We start from the raw sequence: 16,988 nt of genomic DNA, 5'->3' as shown, positions 1-16,988 counted from the left end.
CCCCGGAGGAGATTTCGGTGAAAGACAACAACGACATGCCCGGACATCTGGCACGCCGCTTCCAGCAGATCTCGGTCGCGGTGTTCCTGGCCGAGGTCGAGGACGCCGGCTTCGATCTCACTCCGGTGCAATACGCCGCGCTTGCATCCATCAAGGCCAATCCGGGGCTCGATCAGGTGACGCTCGCCGGATTGATCGCCTACGATCGCACCACCATCACCGGCGTGATCGATCGCCTCGTCCAGAAGGGCCTCGCGGAGCGGCGCCCCTCCAGCCGCGACCGCCGCGCGCGTGAGCTCGAGATCACCGACGAGGGCCGCCGCACGCTGCGCAAGATCACCCCGGCCGTCGAATCCGCGCAGCGCATCATGCTGCGCGGCCTCAGCGCGAAAGAGAGTGAGGAGCTGATGCGGCTGCTGCGCAAGGCCATCGCCGCCGGCAACGAGCTCAGCCGCGCGCCGCTGCGCAATGCGCAGCTCTGATCTCGGCCATGTCCGTAATTGTCGCAGCGCACGAAACCAGGAACTAACCTTCGGCTGCTAACGTCGGCCGCATTGGGGCGCTTAACGCGCGATTAACTTTGCGGGGCGGAGTTTCGGATGTTCAGGTTCCTCGTTGTGGCCGCGGCCGTCGCGCTCTCGACCGTTCAGGCGGTCGCAGGGGGCCATGGCGGCGGCGATCCTCCTCCGCCGAAGGTCGAGGCGCCAACGGCTCCCGCGAAGGTGATCCTGACCAAGCAGGGGCCCAAGCTCGTCGATCTCAACGGCATGACGCTCTACTATTATGAGCGCGACACCACGGGAAATACTTCGAACTGCAACGGCAAGTGCATCGAGAGCTGGGTGCCGCTCGCCGCAACGGCCGACGCCAGGGCCGTCGGCGACTTCACCGTGATCAACCGCAACGACGGCAGCAAGATGTGGGCCTACCGTTATCGCCCGCTCTACACCTCGCCCGCCGACAAGGCGCCGGGCGACGCCAACGGCAACGCCACGACGCTGCAATGGCGGGTCGCCCGGCCTGAGAACTAGAGGGTGACAACGCACCTAAATTCGAACTGACCGGCGCAGACCTCAGCCGCGCCAGCGCCCGCCCGCCGCGGCCTGCGCGCTCTGCCCCGGCGGCAGCACCACGACCATCGAATTGAGCTTCACCCGGTCGTAGAGATCGATGACGTCCTCGTTGCGCATCCGGATGCAGCCGGACGAGATCGCCTGCCCGATATATTCGGGCTGGTTGGTGCCGTGGATGCGATAGAGCGTGTCCTTGTTGCCGACATAGAGATAGATGCCCCGCGCGCCCAGCGGATTGGCGGGACCGCCGGGAACGCGCGCGGGATAGGGACCGAGTCGCGCCTGGATATCCGCGGTCGGGACCCAGTCCGGCCATTCCGCCAAGCGACCGACCCGCGCGACGCCGGAGAACGCCATGGCTTCCTCGCCGACGGCAACGCCGTAGCGGATCGCCTTGCCCTCGGGCAGCACGTAGTAGAGGTAGCGCGCGTCGGTATCGACCAGGATCGTGCCCGGCTGCTCCTTGCGGTGGTAATCGACGATGTGACGCAGATATTGCTGGGGCACGTTCGCCTTGGCGTAAGGCGCGTGCGCGAGCAACTGACGGTCGCGCGGCGTCATGCTCGCATCCGTCGATGGCGAAAGTGTCGTCTGCATGCAGCCGCCCAGCGGCAGCAGGGCTGCGACGAACAAAACGAGTAGAGATCTTGGCACCGCCGGCCCCCCGATAGCGGAATAACGACGCCCCCGCCGTCACCAGATATTGCCAAAATCGTGCTGAAAACAAGGCGGTGCAGGAACACATGCGCGTGTTCGGCAAATTGGGTTCCATCACCACAAAGGGCGGAAGAGTGTCGCATCATCTCCATCCCCTCGCCTTGCTTTGGTCAAACCCGGCTGGACTCGTGCGACATGGGGACCGGGTATGGCCTCACCTCGGATCAGCCCCGCGCCAATGCGGATGCCTTAACCTCGAACACTGGGCTTCAAAGGAGCTGCGATGCTCGCGACGCTGAACGCCAAGCAAATCGTCGATGAGATCGTGAAAGACACGGTCAAGGACAACGATCCTCACGACGCGGTCCAGATCTCGCCCGAGATCGTGCGGGCCTCGCGCCCCGCCAGCGTGTCGCCTGCGCTGGCGCCAGAGATCGCGCCGCGTCCGGAGCCCAGGTTTGCCCCGGAGCCCAAGTTTGCCCCGCAGCCCAAGGTCACGCCGAAGTTCACTCTGGAGCCGGCGCGCGCGCCCGAGCCCAGCATCAACGTCGTCTACGGAAAATCCACTGCGGCACCGTCGATCGACACCGCTGTCCGCGTCACGTCCAGCGATGGTCCCGTGATGAAGAAGCGGTCCTCCGTCGGCAAGTGGCTGCGCGGGGCGTTCGTCACGTTCCTGCTTGCCGGCGCCAGCGTGGCCGCGAGCATCGCCTGGGAGAAGCACGGCGACACAGCAAAGCAGCTGCTGGCCGAATGGACGCCGGCGCTGACCTCGCTGCTCCCGACGACCTCGTTGCTGTCTGCGACACCGCAGCAAAGCGCGCCGGTCGCCGCCGCCCAGGCTGCGCCCACCGCAGCGGAAGCCGCGCCCAACCAAACGGCAGATCAAGCTGCTGCGCCGCCCGCAGCTCAGCTTGCTGCGGCTGCGCCCGCGGCGCCACAGTCGGTCGACGCGGCGCAGTCGGTGCAATCGATGACACGCGATCTCGCCGCCATGGCGCAGCAGATCGAGCAGCTCAAGGCCAACATCGCCGAGTTGAAGGCCGGACAGGAGCAGATGGCGCGCGAGATGGCGAGGCCTCCCGCACCGAAGCCGGTCACCGAGGCGAGGCCGCCGGTCGATCCGCGCGCGCGCGCAGCCGCCCTCCCGCCGCAGCCTGCGGCGCCGCCGGTTCGCAAGCCCAAGCCGCCTGTGACGCGGACCTACATGCCGGCCTCTTCGCCCGCGCCGCTCGCGCCTCCGCCGCCGCTATCGCAGGCCGCCGCCGCCACGCCGCCGGCTGCGCCGACCACGACGACGCAAGCCGTTGCTGATGACGACGGACCTATCGTGCGTCCGCCGATGCCGCTGCGCTAGAGCATGATCCGAACCCGAAGGGCCGCGTAAGCGCAAAGTGCGCAGCGGTTTTCCGAAACGATCATGCTCAAACAACAACAACCTGAAGCGCGATGACGATTCATCCTGATCGCATCGCGCTTTAGAGCAACGACGCAGCCTTGCTGTCACGCGCTCACGCACGCTGTCCGAGTCGATGTGAAGCGTTAACTCCGGGCGATTACGGTGAGCGACGTCTCGCTCAAGAGAAAAGGCCGTCGGGATCTATGCCGGCGGCCTTCTCTTGCAGCTGCCGGTTCCCGGAGCCCGGTTCTGCTGCAATTCCATGCCTAATGATCGCGCGGGTATATTTAATAAACTCTTAACGAGCCCGCACGTTGCACATCATTTCTGCGCCATAAGCCCAGAGATTGCGCGCTCTGTTCATTCGATAGATGTCGACTCAGTGGTACCATCCGACATGTGTTGAGACTTGCACTGAAGCTCAGATCGTCACACCGGGGAATTCGCATGCCCTACTATTCTTTCGATCTCGTGGTTGGTGGTGAGTTCAAGAACCAGGGTGGAATCATCCTCGAAGACATCGAGGTTGCCTCCGATCGCGCCGACCAATTGGCTTGCGAGCTGTCGCAGGTGAAGCCCGAACTGCAGCAGAAAGGTTGCGCGGTGCGCGTCACCGATCGCGATCACAACGAGGTCTATCGCACGCCGCTCGATCCGGTGCCGGCCTGGCAGCGCTAGGCTAATCCAGCACCGGCGCCTCGAACCAGTTCGTCAGCGACAATCCGCCGTCGACGACGAAGGCTGCGCCGGTGACGTAAGCGGACAGCTTGTTCGACAGCACCGTGAGCGCCATCGGTGCGAGATCCCCGGCCTCACCGAGGCGTCCGAGCGGAATGTGCCGCGCCAGCGCGGGATCGGCGACGAACCCGCCGGCTGCGATCGCGCCGGGGACCAGCGCGTTGACGCGGATGTCGTAGCGTCCGAGCGTCTTGGCCAGCTCCTTCACCAGCATCGCCATGGCGGCCTTTGCCGTCGAGTAATGCGCCAGGTTGCGCGGCGTGCCCGCATGTAGCGAGGTCAGAAACAGGAACGAGCCCGGCCGCTTCGCCGCGATCAGCCGCTTGGCGAGCCCGCGCGCCAGGTGAAAGCCGGCATCGAGATTGACGGCATGCATCTCCTGCCAGGTGTTGCGATCGACTGCGAGCAAGTGATCCGCCTCGCGCCGCGGCGGCGAGGCGCTGTGGACCAAATGCGTGACCTCGCCCAGCGCGGAATGCGCTGATGTCAGCAGCTCATCGCAGGCCTCGAGGCTGGCAAGATTGCCGACCCAGGGCACGGCGAGACCTGGCCTCTCGCTCGCGCCGATCGCGGCACGCACCCGCTCCGCGCTGACATCCGCGAACACGGTGCGGACGCCCTCGCCGACCAGGCCGAGCGCGATCGCGCGGCCGATGCCGTTGCCTGCGCCGGTGACGAGCGCGGTGTCGCGTGTGGGATCGAACGGCGTGCTGAACAGGCTCATATCGCGCTCCGATGCTGGGGAGCGCAGGTTAGCCTACTGGGCCGATCGGCGACAATTGTGTCCCGATCCCATTGCCGAGCGGCGCGCCGGACGCTAGCCTCTCGATAAAATGGAGGAGATCCCAGGGATGCGCACCGGTTTTCTGATGACGGGCCTGTTGCTGTTGGCCGCGCCGGCCCTCGCGGGCGATGCGCCGCCGCGATCGACCTATGTGACGATGGTCTTGCAGGCCTTCGCCGCCAAGGTCGAGTGCCCCAATACCGATCTCGCCTATCAGGACCTCGTGCAGAGGGCGCAGCAGATGCACCTGCCCGACGGCACCACCGAGAAGGTGCGCAAGGCGATCGCCTGGCTGCATACCGGCGGCAAGATGGGCGAGAAGCAGGACGATGACCTGATGGCGGAGGTCGCGATCGCGACCCAGGCGACCGACATGGACCAGCGCCGCCTCGGCATGTCCGGCTGGTGCGAAGCCCAGAAGACTAATCTCGCCGGCCTGATCCGCAGCAAGGGTGGCTAGCGCGCCGCCCCGTTAAGCACGCCGCGACGGAACCTCTGCCGCGGCCCAAAATCGTCATAATTTTTCACAGCATGCGGCCTCCTTCCGAATTCGAACAGGAGGTCCTCATGCGGAGTATCCATTTCGTTTTCGCCGGCGCGATTGCAGCCGCCGCGGTGCTGACTGCGCCCGCACTGGCGAGAAATTCCGACGCCCAGAAGGGCGGGGAAAAGTCCACCTCGCCGTCCTGCAGTGCCTATCAGCAGGCGCCGGACGGCTCGTGGGAACCGCTGCCCTGCAAGGAATCGGGCGAGCGCGCGCAGCCGCAGACACAGAACCGCAATTCGTCCCAAGGCGCCGATCGCGGCGAGCGTTGAAACTCGCGCGTTCGAGTGTCAGCTCTGATGCGGGCCGCGCATGATCTTCATGGCGTCCACGATGTGACGCCATTCCCTGGCCTCATCGGCCTCGCCGCGGCCCTCGCAGGCCTGGGCCTGCTCAGCGGCCTTCGCGATCGCAGCAAAGCCGTGCTGTTCAAGCATCTGCCGGGCAAGTGTATGGACCTGGACCTCGGACATCATGGGCGCTCTCCCGTCTGACCTGCCGCGGTGCAACGCTGCCGCGGGTGGTTCACAACGATCGAGGCGCGGGGCGCGTTCCGTCCAATCGATGTGAACGGCAAGACAAAGGCGGCCCGCCATGCCCGGCGGACCGCCTTCTCACCCACCCCAAAACGGCAGTCTGCGGGCCGCGTCCCCTACGCGACCGCCACCTTCTTGCCCTCGAAATCGTTGGGCACCTCGATGTCGACCTCAAGGGTCGAGACCTCGTCGCCGCGTTCGAGCCGGACGATGACCTTGGTCGGGTCCAGCGTCACATGTTTGGACACGACAGCGAGAATTTCCTCACGCAGCACACCGAGCAGATCGGGCTGGCCGCGCATTCCACGTTCATGGGCAAGCAGGATCTGCAGCCGTTCGCGCGCGACGGGTGCTGTGGCCTTCTTGCCGCGGAGGAGTCGAAGCAGACCCATGCTCATGCAGCCCTCCGTCGCAGCAGCCGGTCCATAAATCCTCTGCGCTCGGCAGGAACGTGCATTGTCACGTTCTCGCCGCAGAGGCGCTTAGCGGCGTCCATATAGGCTCGTGCCGGCGCTCCATCGGCATTCGACAGAGTCACAGGCGTGCCGACGTTGGAGGCCTTCAACACGTCCTGGCTCTCGGGGATGATGCCGAGCAAGGGCGTGGCAAGGATCTCCAGGATGTCGTCGATGGTCAACATCTCGCCGCGCGCGGCGCGCGAGGGATCGTAGCGAGTGATGAGAATATGCTTCTCGACGCGCTCGCCCTTCTCGGCCCGCACCGTCTTGGAATCGAGCATGCCGATGATGCGGTCGGAATCGCGCACCGAGGAGACTTCCGGATTGGTGACGATCACGGCCTCGTCGGCAAAGCGCATCGCCATGGAAGCGCCGCGCTCGATGCCGGCCGGGCTGTCGCAGATCACCCAGTCGAACCGGCTGCGCAACTCGGCAATGACCTTGCCGACGCCCTCCTCCGTCAGCGCGTCCTTGTCGCGGGTTTGGGACGCCGGCAGCAGCCACAAATTCTCCAGCCGCTTGTCCTTGATCAGCGCCTGCGGGAGTTTGGCGACGCCCTGCACCACGTTGATGAGATCGAACACGACGCGGCGTTCGGCGCCCATCACGAGGTCGAGGTTGCGCAGGCCGACGTCGAAATCGACGACGACCACCTTGTCGCCGCGCTGCGCCAAGGCAGCTCCCAGCGCGGCGGTGGTCGTGGTCTTACCGACCCCGCCCTTGCCTGATGTCACGACCAGTACCTTACTCATCTGAAATGTCTCCTTTGCTGGTCAGTTCAGTGCTGTAATTCGCATGGTATTCCCCTGCAGCCAGGCCTGCGCCGGCTTGCCGCGCAGGGCCTCGTCGATGTCCTCGGCGGTCTGATAAAATCCGTCGATTGCAAGCAGTTCGGCTTCGATCTTCTGGCAATAGATGCGCGCGCTGGTGTGTCCATTGACGCCCGCCATGGCGCGGCCGCGCAGCGCGCCGTAGACGTGGATGGAGCCGCCGGCGACGACCTCGGCGCCCGAGCCGACCGAGCCGAGAATGGTGACGTCGCCTTCCGGGAAGATCACGGTCTGGCCCGAGCGCACGGGGGTTTCGAGCAGCAGCGACGTCGGCTTGGCCTCGGCCTTCACTTCGGCCTTCTTCGACGCGCTCGGCTCGACCACGCAGCTGCGTCCGCCCGACAGCAGCGGCGGCATCATCGGCGTCAGCCTTCCCTCCTCCACACCCTCGATGCCGAGCACGCGGATGTTGCGGTCCTGCAGGCTGGTGAGCAGATGGCCGATGCCGGCCTGGCTGAGATCGACCGAAGACAGGTCGATCACCACCGGCCGGCCGGCGAAAAAGCCGGGCGAGCGCGCAATCGTGGCGTCGATCTCGTGCAGCCAGTCCTGGACCGGAACCGTCGGCGTGAACACGAAAGCCACATAGGAGCGCCCGCGCAGGCGCACCATCTGACGTTGGACCTTTGCTGCAGCCTCCATGGCGGCCGACTCGTTCCCTGTTATTGAATGGTTAACGATGCGGCCGATATGGTTAATGGCTGGTTAATGTCTCCGCGCAGTTACGTGAGTGGATGCGCGGTCCCGTAGCCTGGATAGAGCCAACGGTCGGCGCGAAAGCGCCGCCCGTTTGTGCAATCCGGGTCTCGCGCATCACCCGGCACTCTCCCGGATTGCGCTGCGCTCCATCCGGGCTACGAAGCTGGGCGCGGCGTAAACACCGCGCCCTCGCCTCTTCCGCTCAGGTCTTGCTGCGCGTCTTGCTGAGCAGATAGTTGTCGTAGAAATTCTCCGCGATCTGCGTATAGAACAGCACCTCCTTCATATACGCGTCGTGGCTCTCCTTGGTCCGCTTGAACAGGTCGCTCTTGGCGGCGAGCTCGTTCAGATGGTCCTGGGTCGCGTTGTAGCAGGCCTCCAGCACCGGTTGCGGGAACGCCTTCAGCTCCGCGCCGCCAGCGATCAGGCGCTTGAGCGCCGCCGGATTCACGCTGTCGTATTTTTCCAGCATCCAAGCGCCAGCCGCCGCGCCCGCCTGGTTGACGATCGCCTGATATTGCTTGGGCAGCGAAGCCCATTTCTCGTCGTTGACGATCATGTGCAGCATGGCGCCGCCTTCCCACCAGCCGGGGAAGTAATAGTATTTGGCGACTTTCTGGAAACCGAGCTTCTCGTCGTCGTAGGGACCGACGAACTCGGCGGCATCGATCGTGCCCTTCTCGAGAGCCGGATAGACGTCGCCACCGGCGATCTGCTGCGGCACGACGCCAAGCCTTGCCAGCACATGGCCGCCCATGCCTGCGATGCGGAATTTGAGACCCTTGAGGTCGTCGACGGACTTGATCTCCTTGCGGAACCAGCCGCCCATCTGGGTGCCGGAATTGCCGCAGAGGATGGCGTGCGCCTTGAAGGGTTTGAGCGCTTCGTTGGTGAGGTCGGCGCCGCCCCCGAAGTGCCACCATGATTCCTGATGCCGATGGTTCATGCCGAAGGGCGCGCCGGTGGCATAGGCCAGCGCCGGCTCCTTGCCGATGTAAAAATAGAGCGGCGTCTGCGCCATCTCCACTGATGCGGTGCTGACCGCATCGAGCGCCTGCAGGCCGGGCACGAGCTCGCCCGCCGAGAAGGTCTGGATCTGGAATTTGTTGTCGGTGGCCTCGGCGACATATTTAGCGAAGGTCTGCGCCGTGCCGTAGATGGTGTCGAGCGATCTCGGGAAGCTCGACGTCAGGCGCCATTTGATCTCGGGCATGCTCTGCGCGATCGCAGGGGCCGCAACCAGCGTGGTCGCGCCGGCGACCGCACCACCTTGGAGGAATGTACGGCGTTTCATGATGGGTCTCCCTTGAACTCAGCGTCGAATGGATGGCCTGGGCCACGGTTTCTTGGCGAACCGTTTGCCCGTTCCGGGAGCGGAGTTCAAGCGACGGAAAAGAAAGGTCGGGCTTGCACCGGATACCGTGGACCAGCTGGACCCAGCATGTCGCGGCGGACCCGCCCGCTCGGCCCGGCCTCGCCTCAGGCGGCCGCTGCTTCCTCGTACAGGCCGGCGATGAAATCGCTGAACGTCGGTGCTAGCGGCAGGACATAGCCCCATTGATCGGACATCGCCTGCGCCAGTGTCCAGGGCTTTTCGTATTCGGCCATCTCGTGGTCCATGAACCAGATCTCGCCGAAATGGGCCTTGTCGATCGTCATGCAGATCGGATTGCCGCCGTGGTCGCTCATGATCCACAACAGCTCATCGACGGTCGGCCATTGCGGCGTCTGGCGCGTCTGCACCAGCGAGCACTCGTCGGACCGCAATCCCAGGACCTCCTGCACCGAACCCGCCCAGTCCCCATGCGGCCAGTTGAAGTCGGCGCCCCCCTGATGATAGCCGCCGGCGCAGGCCAGCAGGAAGCGGCGATAGTCGTCCGGCAAGCGACAGCCGATGGACGTCTCGAAGGCGGTGAGCGCGGCTTCGGTTGGTTGCTCCGCGCCAACGTCGATGCCTGCAATGAATTCCGCCAATTTCATATTCCCTCTCCCTGGCGCGGACGCGCAAGCCTTCGTCGCACCCGCCTTGCAGTGGGTTCGAGGGCGACGGATCAGGCCAGAGGGAGAGATTCTCTCAGAGCAGCTTGGCGCTGACGAACAGCGCGCGCACGGCGTTGGTTGCCTGCACCGCCAGCATGGCGTTACCGGCGGCGCCTTCCAGGGCCGCGACGGCGTCCTCGTGCAGCGAGCGAAATTCCATCCACTCGACCGATTTGAAGTTGGTCAGGAATTGATAGGCCTGACCGACGGTCGCGATCGCCAGCGTGTCGCCGTTCAGCTTGATCTTGAACGTCGTGCGCAGCGGGGTCTCGGAATTGGATGGATCGCTCATGGGCTGCTTCTGGACGAGGACGGCTTAACGAAGGGGAAACGGCAGCCCCGCCGTTGCAGGCGAATATCAGGAATCGGTGCTCGCGCGCTGCGAGGCGGTCGCCGCGCCGCGCAGACTCGGCACCACGACCAGGCGGTTGAACTCGCCATTGTCGTAGGCCTTGATGAACCGATCATAGTCCTTGATCGAGACGCAGCCGTTGGAATCGCCGCGCGGCCCGAGCAGGTAATTGTGCGTGAGCAGCCCGACGCGGCCGAGCGCGCTGGTGCCTTCGACCGGGGTCATGCGCAGCGCACGGACGCCGTGGAACGGCTTTTCGCGCGGCTTCAGATCGTAGATCGCCGGCGGCGTCGCGCCGACCATCCGCCGGTCGACATGGTCAGGATTGTCCATCAGCGCGCCCAGGCCGGAATGAGCTTCCAGCGCCACGCCGCTCGGCAGATAGACCGCCTTGGCCGAGATGTCATAGACCGCGGTGCGCGAATCGTAGCCGAGCGCGGCGAGGTCCGGCCCCCTGCCGAGCAGGCCGTCGCCGGGCGTCAGCGAGGCCAGCTTGATCTTGTCGGTGAATTTTTCGAAGAAGTTGCGGTTGTCGACCCTGAGATTGGTGTCCGCATAGGCCTGGCTGGAGGCGATCTGAGCGGAGAAGTCCGCCTGGACTGGACGCGCGCGCGGCATGGGGATGGCGTCGGCGCGCTGCGAGCGCCTCGCCTCCTCGGTCATGTACCGGTCGTCCTCGGTCAGGATCGAGCGCCAGTCGTCGCCCTGGAGCTTCTGGGCCAGCATCGCCTTGGCATCCCGCAGCTTGAGCTGGGCCGCATTCACCGCGGAGCGCTCCAGCACCCGCAGACCAAGCTCGCGCGGCGACGGGCCGGCTGAGGCCGAGGCGAAACGGTCCTCGAATGAGGGGGCATTGGCCGGCGGCAACGCCGCGGAGACCAGCGGGGTCGAATCGCTGATATCGGCGACCCACGCGGCGGCGCCGAGCGCCAGCGCCATCGCGGCCACAGACAGCAGAATCGTTTCAGCCCGCCCGACACGGCGGCGCGACAACAGCCTCTCGGCGTGTGCTGCGTCGGAAACCATCAGATCCCCAAATCGACCCCCGGGGGCTTACCCACCCCCACCCGGAGAGACTCTATACCAGCTACCACATTGGGAGCCAAAAGTTAGGCATAATCGGGGCCGCCAAGGCCCTCCAAAGGTATCCCCTAAGGTATCCAATGACCGATCCGTTCGATCTCGATCGCTTTGTCCAGGCTCAGAACGCGGTCTACCGCGACGTCCTGGGCGAGCTGACCCGGGGCCGGAAGCAGACTCACTGGATGTGGTTCATCTTCCCCCAGGTCGCAGGTCTCGGCGCCAGCGCCATGTCGCAGCGCTACGCCATCGGCTCCCGGGCGGAGGCCGAGGCCTATCTCGCCCACCCCGTCCTCGGCGGCCGGCTGATCGAATGCACCAGGCTGGTGCTCGCGGTCGAGGGCCGGACCATCAACGCGATCCTCGGCGCGCCGGATGACGCCAAATTCCGCTCGTCGATGACGCTGTTCGGCGCGGTCTCCGCCGAGCCCGTCTTCGATCAGGCGCTCGCCCGCTATTTCGCGGGCGAACGCGACGGCGCCACGCTGGAGATCCTCGAAAAGCTCGATCAGGCTCGGCATTAGCAGGCGCCGATCAGCGCCCCTGGAAGACGGCCGCGCGACGCTCGATTGCGGTGTTGCGAGTCAGGCCGGCTGCTGAAGCGCCGCGCGGATCGCCTCGATCCGGGCCGGCGTGAACACGCCGGAATCCAGCAGTTGAAGGATCGAGAGCACCCCGCCGCGCGATCCCCAGCTTCCCTCATCGATGATCTCGAAATTGACCCACCAAGTCGGCGACGGCGCCGGCACGCCGCAGGCCTCCGCAAGTCGCGCCAGCACGTTGCGGATCACCTCGGCGCGCACCTCCGCCGGCCAGGCCGCGTTCATGACGGCGATGTTGACAGTGATGATGTCGCGCGGCTTGTCCTGGTCGCACAGCAACCGGCCGCCGATCGCCATGCTGTCGGGCGGCAGGTCGTGGAAATGCACCTGAAACCCCATTCGGGCCGCCGGCGCCTTCTGGCCGACCTCCGGCTCGAGCACGGCGTCGGTCAGGCTTTCCGCAAGCTGCCGGCGCTGCGGCAGGCCGAGCCGTCCGGCCGGTGCGGCCACGGTGATGATGGTCAAATTGGCACCTCCCCACGAATATGACACCCGTCATTTCTCAGCACGGCTTGCCTATGTCAAGTGTCATAGTCTAGATGAAGATGGCCATTGCAGGATTCCCGATGACTGCCACCACGCGCGACAGGATGATCGCCGGCGCCGCCGACCTGATGAGCCGCCGCGGCGTCAACGCCACCAGCATGCGCGACGTGGTTCGCCACACGGCGACGCCGCGCGGCTCGATCAGCCACCACTTCCCCGACGGCAAGCCGCAATTGATCGCCGAAGCCGTGACCTTCGCCGGCCGGCAGGTGTCCATTCCTCTGGAGAAAGCCATGAACGAACGCGGCGTGATCGGCGGCCTCAAGGCTTTTGTCGCATCATGGCGCCGTCAGTTGGAGGCAACCGGCTTCGAAGCCGGCTGCCCCGTGCTCGCCGTGGCGGTCGATCGCTATGTCGGTGAGCCCAGTGACAAGGACGACGCGGCCGCGCAGCAGCACCTGCTCGATCTCGCCGAAGGCGTGTTCGCCGATTGGCGGCGGATCATGCAAGCAGCCTTGTTGCGCGAAGGACTGGCTCCCGAGCGCGCCGAGCGGCTTGCAACGCTCGTCGTCGCGTCGATCGAAGGCACGGTCGCGATGTGCCGCGCCAGCCGCAGCGCCGACGCGCTCGATCAGGTTCAGGAGGAACTCGAGACCGTCCTCGCAGCCGCCCTCGCCCGTACAAACAGGTAGTTTGGAGAGGCGCAATGGCTCCGGTCGGGGCGACCTACAGCTGAGACGGCCAAAGAGCGTAAACCGCAGATTAACACGGCCGCCCTATCGTCCGGACAAATAGTTCTCCGATATTTGCCGGACAGATCATGAAAATCGGAACGCTCCTGACCAGCGCCATTGTCTCGCTCTCGGCCGTCGGCGGCGGCCTCGCCGTCTACGTCGCCGCGACGAAGTACGAGACCATGGAACGGATCACCGAAGCGCAGGGGCGGCTCGCGATCGTCCGCGCGGTCAGCGACATCCCGCGCTATCTCAATCCGGAGCGCGGCTTTTCCACCAACATCCTCTACGGCCCAGCGGCCATCGACCCTGCGCTGCTGGCCGAGCAGGACAAGCTGCGCAAGCAGACCGACGGCGCCCGCGACAAGATGAACGCGCTGCGCAAGGAGCTGCCCGGCCCGTTCGACGACGGCACCACGATCGGCAGCAACATCGACGGCATCAACGCGAAGTTCACCGCGTTGCGCGAGGCCATCGACAAGGCGCTGGCAGGTCCCGCCGAGGCGCGCAAGGACGCCGCCAAGAAGATCGTCGCCGACAATGCCGTGCTCAACGGCGGCGTGACCGCGCTGCTCAACGAGCAGGTCCGCCGCATGGCGATCCTGAACGGAGATGCCTACCGGCAGGCCAGCTACGCCAATATCGCGATGACGCTGCGCGACGTCGGCGGCTTCAACTCGAGCCTGCACAAGAACCTCGTCGGCGGAAAGAAGCCGGCGACCGACGCCGAGAAGGCCGACATCAGCCGCTCGCAAGGCCGCAACGACCAACTCGTGATGGCGCTGCTGGAATTGCGCGGCAATCCGGCGACGCCCGCCAACGTCGCCGCGGCGCTGGAGAAGTTCAATTCGGTCTATGTCGAGGAGTTCGGCCGCGAGCTCAAGCTGGCGAAGGACGGCGCCGTCACCGGCAAGTACGAGCACGACGTGGACACCTATTACGCCGCCACGCAGCGCGGCCTCGGCACCATCATCGAGGTCCGCAACGCCTTCTACGACAACGCCGAGCAGATTCTCGCCGGCGCTTCGTCGGCTGCGCACACCAGCTTCACGATCGCGCTCGTCGGCCTTGTCGCCGTGCTGATCGCCAGCGTCGGCCTCATCGTGACGGTTCGCCGCCGCGTCTGCGCGCCGATCGTCGGCCTGACGACGCGCATGTCGCGGCTCGCCGACGGCGAGGTTGCGGAGAGCATTCCGGGCGCCGAGCGCTCCGACGAGATCGGCGCGATGGCCGCGGCCGTTCAGGTGTTCAAGGACAACATGATCCGGGCCGATCGGCTCGCGGCCGAGAAGCAGGCCGAGAACGACGGCAAGATGCGCCGCGCCCAGGCGCTCGACGATCTCACCCGCGCCTTCGAGGCCAAGGTGACCGAGCTGGTCGGCGGCCTGTCGCGGGCCTCTGCTGCAATGGAAAGCACCGCGCAGTCGATGACCTCGACGGCGGCGCAGACCAACAGCCAGGCCGCCGTGGTCGCCGCCGCCTCCGAGCAGACCTCGACCAACGTGCAGACGGTCGCGAGCGCCACCGAAGAGCTGACCTCCTCGATCGCGGAGATCGGGCGTCAGGTCGCCCAAAGCACCGAGATCGCGGCCCGTGCCGTCGACAACGCCCGCCGCACCGGCGACACGGCGCGCACGCTCGCCGAGGGCGCGCAGAAGATCGGCGACGTCGTGACGCTGATCCAGAGCATCGCCGAGCAGACCAACCTGCTTGCGCTAAATGCAACCATCGAAGCCGCCCGTGCTGGCGAGGCCGGCCGCGGCTTTGCCGTGGTCGCCTCCGAAGTGAAGTCGCTAGCCGGCCAGACCGCCAAGGCCACGACGGAGATCTCCGAGCAGATCACCGCGATCCAAACCGCGAGCGACGAGACGGTGGCGGCGATCCGCAACGTCGCCGACGTCATCGCCGAGATCGACCAGATCGGCACCGCGATCGCGGCGGCGATCGAGGAACAGGGCTCGGCGACCAAGGAGATCGCCCGCAGCGTTCAGGAGGCTGCCCGCGGCACCCAGGAGGTCAACAGCAACATTTCCGGCGTGCAGCGCGCCGCCGACGACACCGGCACCGCGGCAAGAGAGGTGCTGGGCGCGGCCGAGCAGCTCTCGACCCAGTCGCGCGATCTCGCCGGCCAGTTCGAGCGCTTCCTCGGCGAGGTCCGGGCGGCGTAAGGCACCCGCGCGATCGTAGCCCGGATGGAGCGCAGCGCAATCCGGGGGCTCGTACGTCATCGGCACCGTCCCGGATTACGCTGTCGCTCCATCCAGGCTACGCGACCTCAATACGGCGGCGCTTTGCGCGCCCGCTGTGCTTTCGCCGCCTCGATCCACCAGGTCAGATCGTCGGCGAAGCGCGGAAACGAGCGCTCCAGGGCCGCGCCGCCATCGCCGATCGGCTCGCCGGCGTCCGACAGCGTCTGCGCGATCGGGCCGACACCGATGGTGCTCGATATCACCACCATGCCCATCTCCGAGAGCGTGCCGTGCCAGGCGGTCGCTGCGCGCGCGCCGGACAGCCGGCCGGCCGAATAGCTCACGATCGCGGCCGGGCGCCAGAACCATTCCTCCAGGAAATGGTCGGTGAGGTTCTTCAGCCCGGGCTGCATGCCCCAATTGTACTCGCCGGTGACGAAGACGAATCCGTCGGCGCCGCGGATCTGCCCGGCCAGCTTCTCCAGCGCCTCCGGCGCCGAGCCCTTGGGATGTTCCTTGTACATCCGGTCCAGCATCGGCAACCCGATCGCCTTGGCGTCGATGAATTCGACGTCCTCGCCGCGATCGCGCAGCCGGTTGATGACGAAATTCGCAAGGCGGATGCCCATGCGGTCGGAACGGTAAGAACCGTAGAGAACGAGAATGCGATTGCTCATGGCCGAACGGTAGCACGAAACCGGCGCCCAGCCCTACCCGATTTATCGTTCTACCTTCCGCGACCGCGGTCCAGTGTTTGCGACGGCGTCTCGCCGAACTGGTCGCGGTAGCTTCTGGAGAAATCGCTGAGGTGCCAGAAGCCATACGCCAGCGCGACCGCCTTGACGCTATCGGCCCCGGCGAGAAGGCGCCGACGCACCAGCCACAGCCGATGCAGACGCAAATAGCGGTGCAGGCTCATGCCGCGATAGCGGCGCACGACGTCGTGCATGGTGCGAACGGACAGTCCGAGCCTGCGCGCGATCTCGTCGCTATAAATCGGCTCCGACAGGTCGTCAGACAGCAGCGCGCGGATGTCCTGGAATAGCCTGAAATTCCGTCCGTCGTTGGGTGCAAAGGTCCAGCGGGCCGGAACGATCGTCGCAAAGGCCTCGTCAACGGCTCCGAGCAGGGACTCCTTCATCGCCGCGCCCTTCAACAAGAGCTCCGCTGCCGAAATCGGCCCGGCCGCCTCGGCCAGCACCTCCCGAACCACGCCGCGCAACCGCTGCAAGCCGGCCGTGGAGATTTCAAAAATCTTGAAGCTCGAGAGCGTGGGCGGCCAGCCACGATCCCTCACCTCGGGCCGGAAAACCACCGAGGCGATTTGCCGCTGCACCTCCTCGATGGTGGTGTAGGCCGCCCCGCCGCTGCCAATGACCACGGCGGGTCGCGCCCGTTGCGAGCCGTTAAAGCGAATTGGCACGTTGAGATCATCCATCGTGAAGCCGATCGCCGTGCAATTCTCCACGAGTTGTGCGTCAACCACCCGCGGAAACGCGCGCGTCAAATTCACGTCGCAGCCCGGTAAGGCCAAGATCGTCTGCTCAGCCGAAATCTTCCGCACAAAAGGGGTGAATTCGAAATTCAGCCCGCGTATAGCGCTTCGAAATTCGTCGACGTCTGAAAAACGAAATGTTTTGAGTGCCGACCTCGGCACATCGTCAATGCTGTTCATGGAAATACGAAAAATGCCGCGCCGCTCTGAATGTGCGTCCGGCCGCGGGGTGCCGTTCGCTGCCTCCTTCGGTTTATTTCGTTAGAATCGATCCTAACGTGCCCTGATCAAT

General features: G+C 65.6%; 22 protein-coding genes. 9 read left to right on the top strand and 13 right to left on the bottom strand.

Annotated features, from left to right (window positions below; genetic code table 11):
* The first annotated feature begins 17 nt into the window (after positions 1 to 17).
* Entirely contained in the window at positions 18 to 482 is a 465-nt protein-coding gene (locus tag I6F09_RS02775; protein WP_225187398.1) for a MarR family transcriptional regulator, read from the top strand.
* A gap of 117 nt (positions 483 to 599) precedes the next feature.
* The gene (locus tag I6F09_RS02770) at positions 600 to 1,031 is read left to right on the top strand and encodes a hypothetical protein (RefSeq protein WP_225187397.1); all 432 of its coding nucleotides are present in this window, start codon (positions 600 to 602) and stop codon (positions 1,029 to 1,031) included.
* Positions 1,032 to 1,073: 42 nt separating this feature from the next.
* Here I6F09_RS02770 and I6F09_RS02765 read toward each other — a convergent pair whose 3' ends face one another.
* Positions 1,074 to 1,670 carry a L,D-transpeptidase gene (locus I6F09_RS02765; RefSeq protein ID WP_167361659.1) on the bottom strand — a complete coding sequence of 199 codons (597 nt, stop codon included), beginning with the start codon at positions 1,668 to 1,670 and terminating at the stop codon, positions 1,074 to 1,076.
* A gap of 343 nt (positions 1,671 to 2,013) precedes the next feature.
* Between I6F09_RS02765 and I6F09_RS02760 the strand changes: the two genes are divergently transcribed.
* A complete protein-coding gene (locus I6F09_RS02760; RefSeq protein WP_225187396.1) occupies positions 2,014 to 3,087 on the top strand; it encodes a hypothetical protein in 1,074 nt (357 codons plus the stop codon).
* 489 nt (positions 3,088 to 3,576) lie between these two features.
* Positions 3,577 to 3,807 (top strand): hypothetical protein, encoded by a 231-nt coding sequence (locus I6F09_RS02755; protein ID WP_057029028.1) that lies wholly within the window; start codon positions 3,577 to 3,579, stop codon positions 3,805 to 3,807.
* Between the two features lies 1 nt (position 3,808).
* Here the strand turns inward: I6F09_RS02755 and I6F09_RS02750 are convergent, their stop codons facing one another.
* Complete coding sequence (locus I6F09_RS02750) at positions 3,809 to 4,591, bottom strand: SDR family oxidoreductase (protein ID WP_036000254.1); 783 nt, start codon at positions 4,589 to 4,591, stop codon at positions 3,809 to 3,811.
* A 127-nt stretch (positions 4,592 to 4,718) separates the two neighbouring features.
* On the opposite strand from I6F09_RS02750, the gene I6F09_RS02745 reads away from it, so the two are divergent.
* Positions 4,719 to 5,111: a hypothetical protein gene (locus I6F09_RS02745; RefSeq protein WP_036000295.1), complete on the top strand. Its 393-nt coding sequence runs from the start codon at positions 4,719 to 4,721 to the stop codon at positions 5,109 to 5,111.
* 107 nt (positions 5,112 to 5,218) lie between these two features.
* Entirely contained in the window at positions 5,219 to 5,467 is a 249-nt protein-coding gene (locus I6F09_RS02740; RefSeq protein WP_025035957.1) for a hypothetical protein, read from the top strand.
* Positions 5,468 to 5,485: 18 nt separating this feature from the next.
* Here the strand turns inward: I6F09_RS02740 and I6F09_RS02735 are convergent, their stop codons facing one another.
* The 8 genes from I6F09_RS02735 to I6F09_RS02700 all read right to left on the bottom strand — a co-directional run bounded on the left by I6F09_RS02735 (position 5,486) and on the right by I6F09_RS02700 (position 11,067).
* A complete protein-coding gene (locus I6F09_RS02735; protein WP_036000257.1) occupies positions 5,486 to 5,671 on the bottom strand; it encodes a hypothetical protein in 186 nt (61 codons plus the stop codon).
* A gap of 176 nt (positions 5,672 to 5,847) precedes the next feature.
* Positions 5,848 to 6,129: a cell division topological specificity factor MinE gene (gene minE / locus I6F09_RS02730; protein WP_036033781.1), complete on the bottom strand. Its 282-nt coding sequence runs from the start codon at positions 6,127 to 6,129 to the stop codon at positions 5,848 to 5,850.
* Positions 6,126 to 6,941 carry a septum site-determining protein MinD gene (gene minD, locus I6F09_RS02725; protein ID WP_036022837.1) on the bottom strand — a complete coding sequence of 272 codons (816 nt, stop codon included), beginning with the start codon at positions 6,939 to 6,941 and terminating at the stop codon, positions 6,126 to 6,128. Before minD ends, minE begins: the two co-directional genes overlap by 4 nt.
* Before the next feature lie 21 nt (positions 6,942 to 6,962).
* Positions 6,963 to 7,661 carry a septum site-determining protein MinC gene (minC, locus tag I6F09_RS02720; RefSeq protein WP_225187395.1) on the bottom strand — a complete coding sequence of 233 codons (699 nt, stop codon included), beginning with the start codon at positions 7,659 to 7,661 and terminating at the stop codon, positions 6,963 to 6,965.
* A gap of 259 nt (positions 7,662 to 7,920) precedes the next feature.
* Positions 7,921 to 9,012 (bottom strand): substrate-binding domain-containing protein, encoded by a 1,092-nt coding sequence (locus I6F09_RS02715; protein WP_225187394.1) that lies wholly within the window; start codon positions 9,010 to 9,012, stop codon positions 7,921 to 7,923.
* A 185-nt stretch (positions 9,013 to 9,197) separates the two neighbouring features.
* Positions 9,198 to 9,698, bottom strand: coding sequence for an SMI1/KNR4 family protein (locus tag I6F09_RS02710; RefSeq protein WP_036022833.1), 501 nt, complete (start codon positions 9,696 to 9,698; stop codon positions 9,198 to 9,200).
* A 94-nt stretch (positions 9,699 to 9,792) separates the two neighbouring features.
* Positions 9,793 to 10,050, bottom strand: a complete 258-nt coding sequence (locus tag I6F09_RS02705; RefSeq protein WP_036000273.1) for a hypothetical protein — start codon at positions 10,048 to 10,050, stop codon at positions 9,793 to 9,795.
* Positions 10,051 to 10,116: 66 nt separating this feature from the next.
* The gene (locus tag I6F09_RS02700; RefSeq protein ID WP_036000297.1) at positions 10,117 to 11,067 is read right to left on the bottom strand and encodes a DUF2778 domain-containing protein; all 951 of its coding nucleotides are present in this window, start codon (positions 11,065 to 11,067) and stop codon (positions 10,117 to 10,119) included.
* Positions 11,068 to 11,273: 206 nt separating this feature from the next.
* Here I6F09_RS02700 and I6F09_RS02695 point away from each other — a divergent pair, with 206 nt between their 5' ends.
* On the top strand, positions 11,274 to 11,714 hold the full coding sequence (locus I6F09_RS02695) for a DUF1810 domain-containing protein (RefSeq protein WP_225187393.1): 441 nt from the start codon (positions 11,274 to 11,276) through the stop codon (positions 11,712 to 11,714).
* Positions 11,715 to 11,774: 60 nt separating this feature from the next.
* Here I6F09_RS02695 and I6F09_RS02690 read toward each other — a convergent pair whose 3' ends face one another.
* Positions 11,775 to 12,257, bottom strand: coding sequence for a tautomerase enzyme (locus tag I6F09_RS02690; protein ID WP_225187392.1), 483 nt, complete (start codon positions 12,255 to 12,257; stop codon positions 11,775 to 11,777).
* 101 nt (positions 12,258 to 12,358) lie between these two features.
* Here I6F09_RS02690 and I6F09_RS02685 point away from each other — a divergent pair, with 101 nt between their 5' ends.
* Together I6F09_RS02685 and I6F09_RS02680 are read left to right on the top strand one after the other, a co-directional pair.
* Positions 12,359 to 12,970: a helix-turn-helix domain-containing protein gene (locus I6F09_RS02685; RefSeq protein ID WP_225187391.1), complete on the top strand. Its 612-nt coding sequence runs from the start codon at positions 12,359 to 12,361 to the stop codon at positions 12,968 to 12,970.
* A 128-nt stretch (positions 12,971 to 13,098) separates the two neighbouring features.
* Positions 13,099 to 15,180 (top strand): HAMP domain-containing methyl-accepting chemotaxis protein, encoded by a 2,082-nt coding sequence (locus tag I6F09_RS02680; RefSeq protein ID WP_225187390.1) that lies wholly within the window; start codon positions 13,099 to 13,101, stop codon positions 15,178 to 15,180.
* Between the two features lie 107 nt (positions 15,181 to 15,287).
* On the opposite strand, the gene I6F09_RS02675 is transcribed toward I6F09_RS02680, so the two are convergent.
* Positions 15,288 to 15,878, bottom strand: coding sequence for an NAD(P)H-dependent oxidoreductase (locus I6F09_RS02675; protein WP_225187389.1), 591 nt, complete (start codon positions 15,876 to 15,878; stop codon positions 15,288 to 15,290).
* A gap of 50 nt (positions 15,879 to 15,928) precedes the next feature.
* Positions 15,929 to 16,876, bottom strand: a complete 948-nt coding sequence (locus I6F09_RS02670) for an AraC family transcriptional regulator (RefSeq protein ID WP_225187388.1) — start codon at positions 16,874 to 16,876, stop codon at positions 15,929 to 15,931.
* Positions 16,877 to 16,988: the final 112 nt, after the last annotated feature.

Origin of the sequence: Bradyrhizobium sp. IC3195 (assembly GCF_020193585.1) — a bacterium.
GTDB classification, from domain to species: Bacteria; Pseudomonadota; Alphaproteobacteria; order Rhizobiales; family Xanthobacteraceae; genus Bradyrhizobium; species Bradyrhizobium yuanmingense.
This window is presented reverse-complemented; position numbering and strand designations above follow the sequence as displayed.

Bases quoted from the DNA above. Each gene is read 5' to 3' on its own strand.
- I6F09_RS02770 (WP_225187397.1), top strand. From the start codon at position 600: ATGTTCAGGTTCCTCGTTGTGGCCGCGGCCGTCGCGCTCTCGACCGTT.
- I6F09_RS02765 (WP_167361659.1), bottom strand. From the start codon at position 1,670: ATGCAGACGACACTTTCGCCATCGACGGATGCGAGCATGACGCCGCGC.
- I6F09_RS02760 (WP_225187396.1), top strand. From the start codon at position 2,014: ATGCTCGCGACGCTGAACGCCAAGCAAATCGTCGATGAGATCGTGAAA.
- I6F09_RS02755 (WP_057029028.1), top strand. From the start codon at position 3,577: ATGCCCTACTATTCTTTCGATCTCGTGGTTGGTGGTGAGTTCAAGAAC.
- I6F09_RS02750 (WP_036000254.1), bottom strand. From the start codon at position 4,591: ATGAGCCTGTTCAGCACGCCGTTCGATCCCACACGCGACACCGCGCTC.
- I6F09_RS02745 (WP_036000295.1), top strand. From the start codon at position 4,719: ATGCGCACCGGTTTTCTGATGACGGGCCTGTTGCTGTTGGCCGCGCCG.
- I6F09_RS02740 (WP_025035957.1), top strand. From the start codon at position 5,219: ATGCGGAGTATCCATTTCGTTTTCGCCGGCGCGATTGCAGCCGCCGCG.
- I6F09_RS02735 (WP_036000257.1), bottom strand. From the start codon at position 5,671: ATGATGTCCGAGGTCCAGGTCCATACACTTGCCCGGCAGATGCTTGAA.
- minE (WP_036033781.1), bottom strand. From the start codon at position 6,129: ATGAGCATGGGTCTGCTTCGACTCCTCCGCGGCAAGAAGGCCACAGCA.
- minD (WP_036022837.1), bottom strand. From the start codon at position 6,941: ATGAGTAAGGTACTGGTCGTGACATCAGGCAAGGGCGGGGTCGGTAAG.
- minC (WP_225187395.1), bottom strand. From the start codon at position 7,661: ATGGAGGCTGCAGCAAAGGTCCAACGTCAGATGGTGCGCCTGCGCGGG.
- I6F09_RS02715 (WP_225187394.1), bottom strand. From the start codon at position 9,012: ATGAAACGCCGTACATTCCTCCAAGGTGGTGCGGTCGCCGGCGCGACC.
- I6F09_RS02710 (WP_036022833.1), bottom strand. From the start codon at position 9,698: ATGAAATTGGCGGAATTCATTGCAGGCATCGACGTTGGCGCGGAGCAA.
- I6F09_RS02705 (WP_036000273.1), bottom strand. From the start codon at position 10,050: ATGAGCGATCCATCCAATTCCGAGACCCCGCTGCGCACGACGTTCAAG.
- I6F09_RS02695 (WP_225187393.1), top strand. From the start codon at position 11,274: ATGACCGATCCGTTCGATCTCGATCGCTTTGTCCAGGCTCAGAACGCG.
- I6F09_RS02685 (WP_225187391.1), top strand. From the start codon at position 12,359: ATGACTGCCACCACGCGCGACAGGATGATCGCCGGCGCCGCCGACCTG.
- I6F09_RS02680 (WP_225187390.1), top strand. From the start codon at position 13,099: ATGAAAATCGGAACGCTCCTGACCAGCGCCATTGTCTCGCTCTCGGCC.
- I6F09_RS02675 (WP_225187389.1), bottom strand. From the start codon at position 15,878: ATGAGCAATCGCATTCTCGTTCTCTACGGTTCTTACCGTTCCGACCGC.
- I6F09_RS02670 (WP_225187388.1), bottom strand. From the start codon at position 16,876: ATGAACAGCATTGACGATGTGCCGAGGTCGGCACTCAAAACATTTCGT.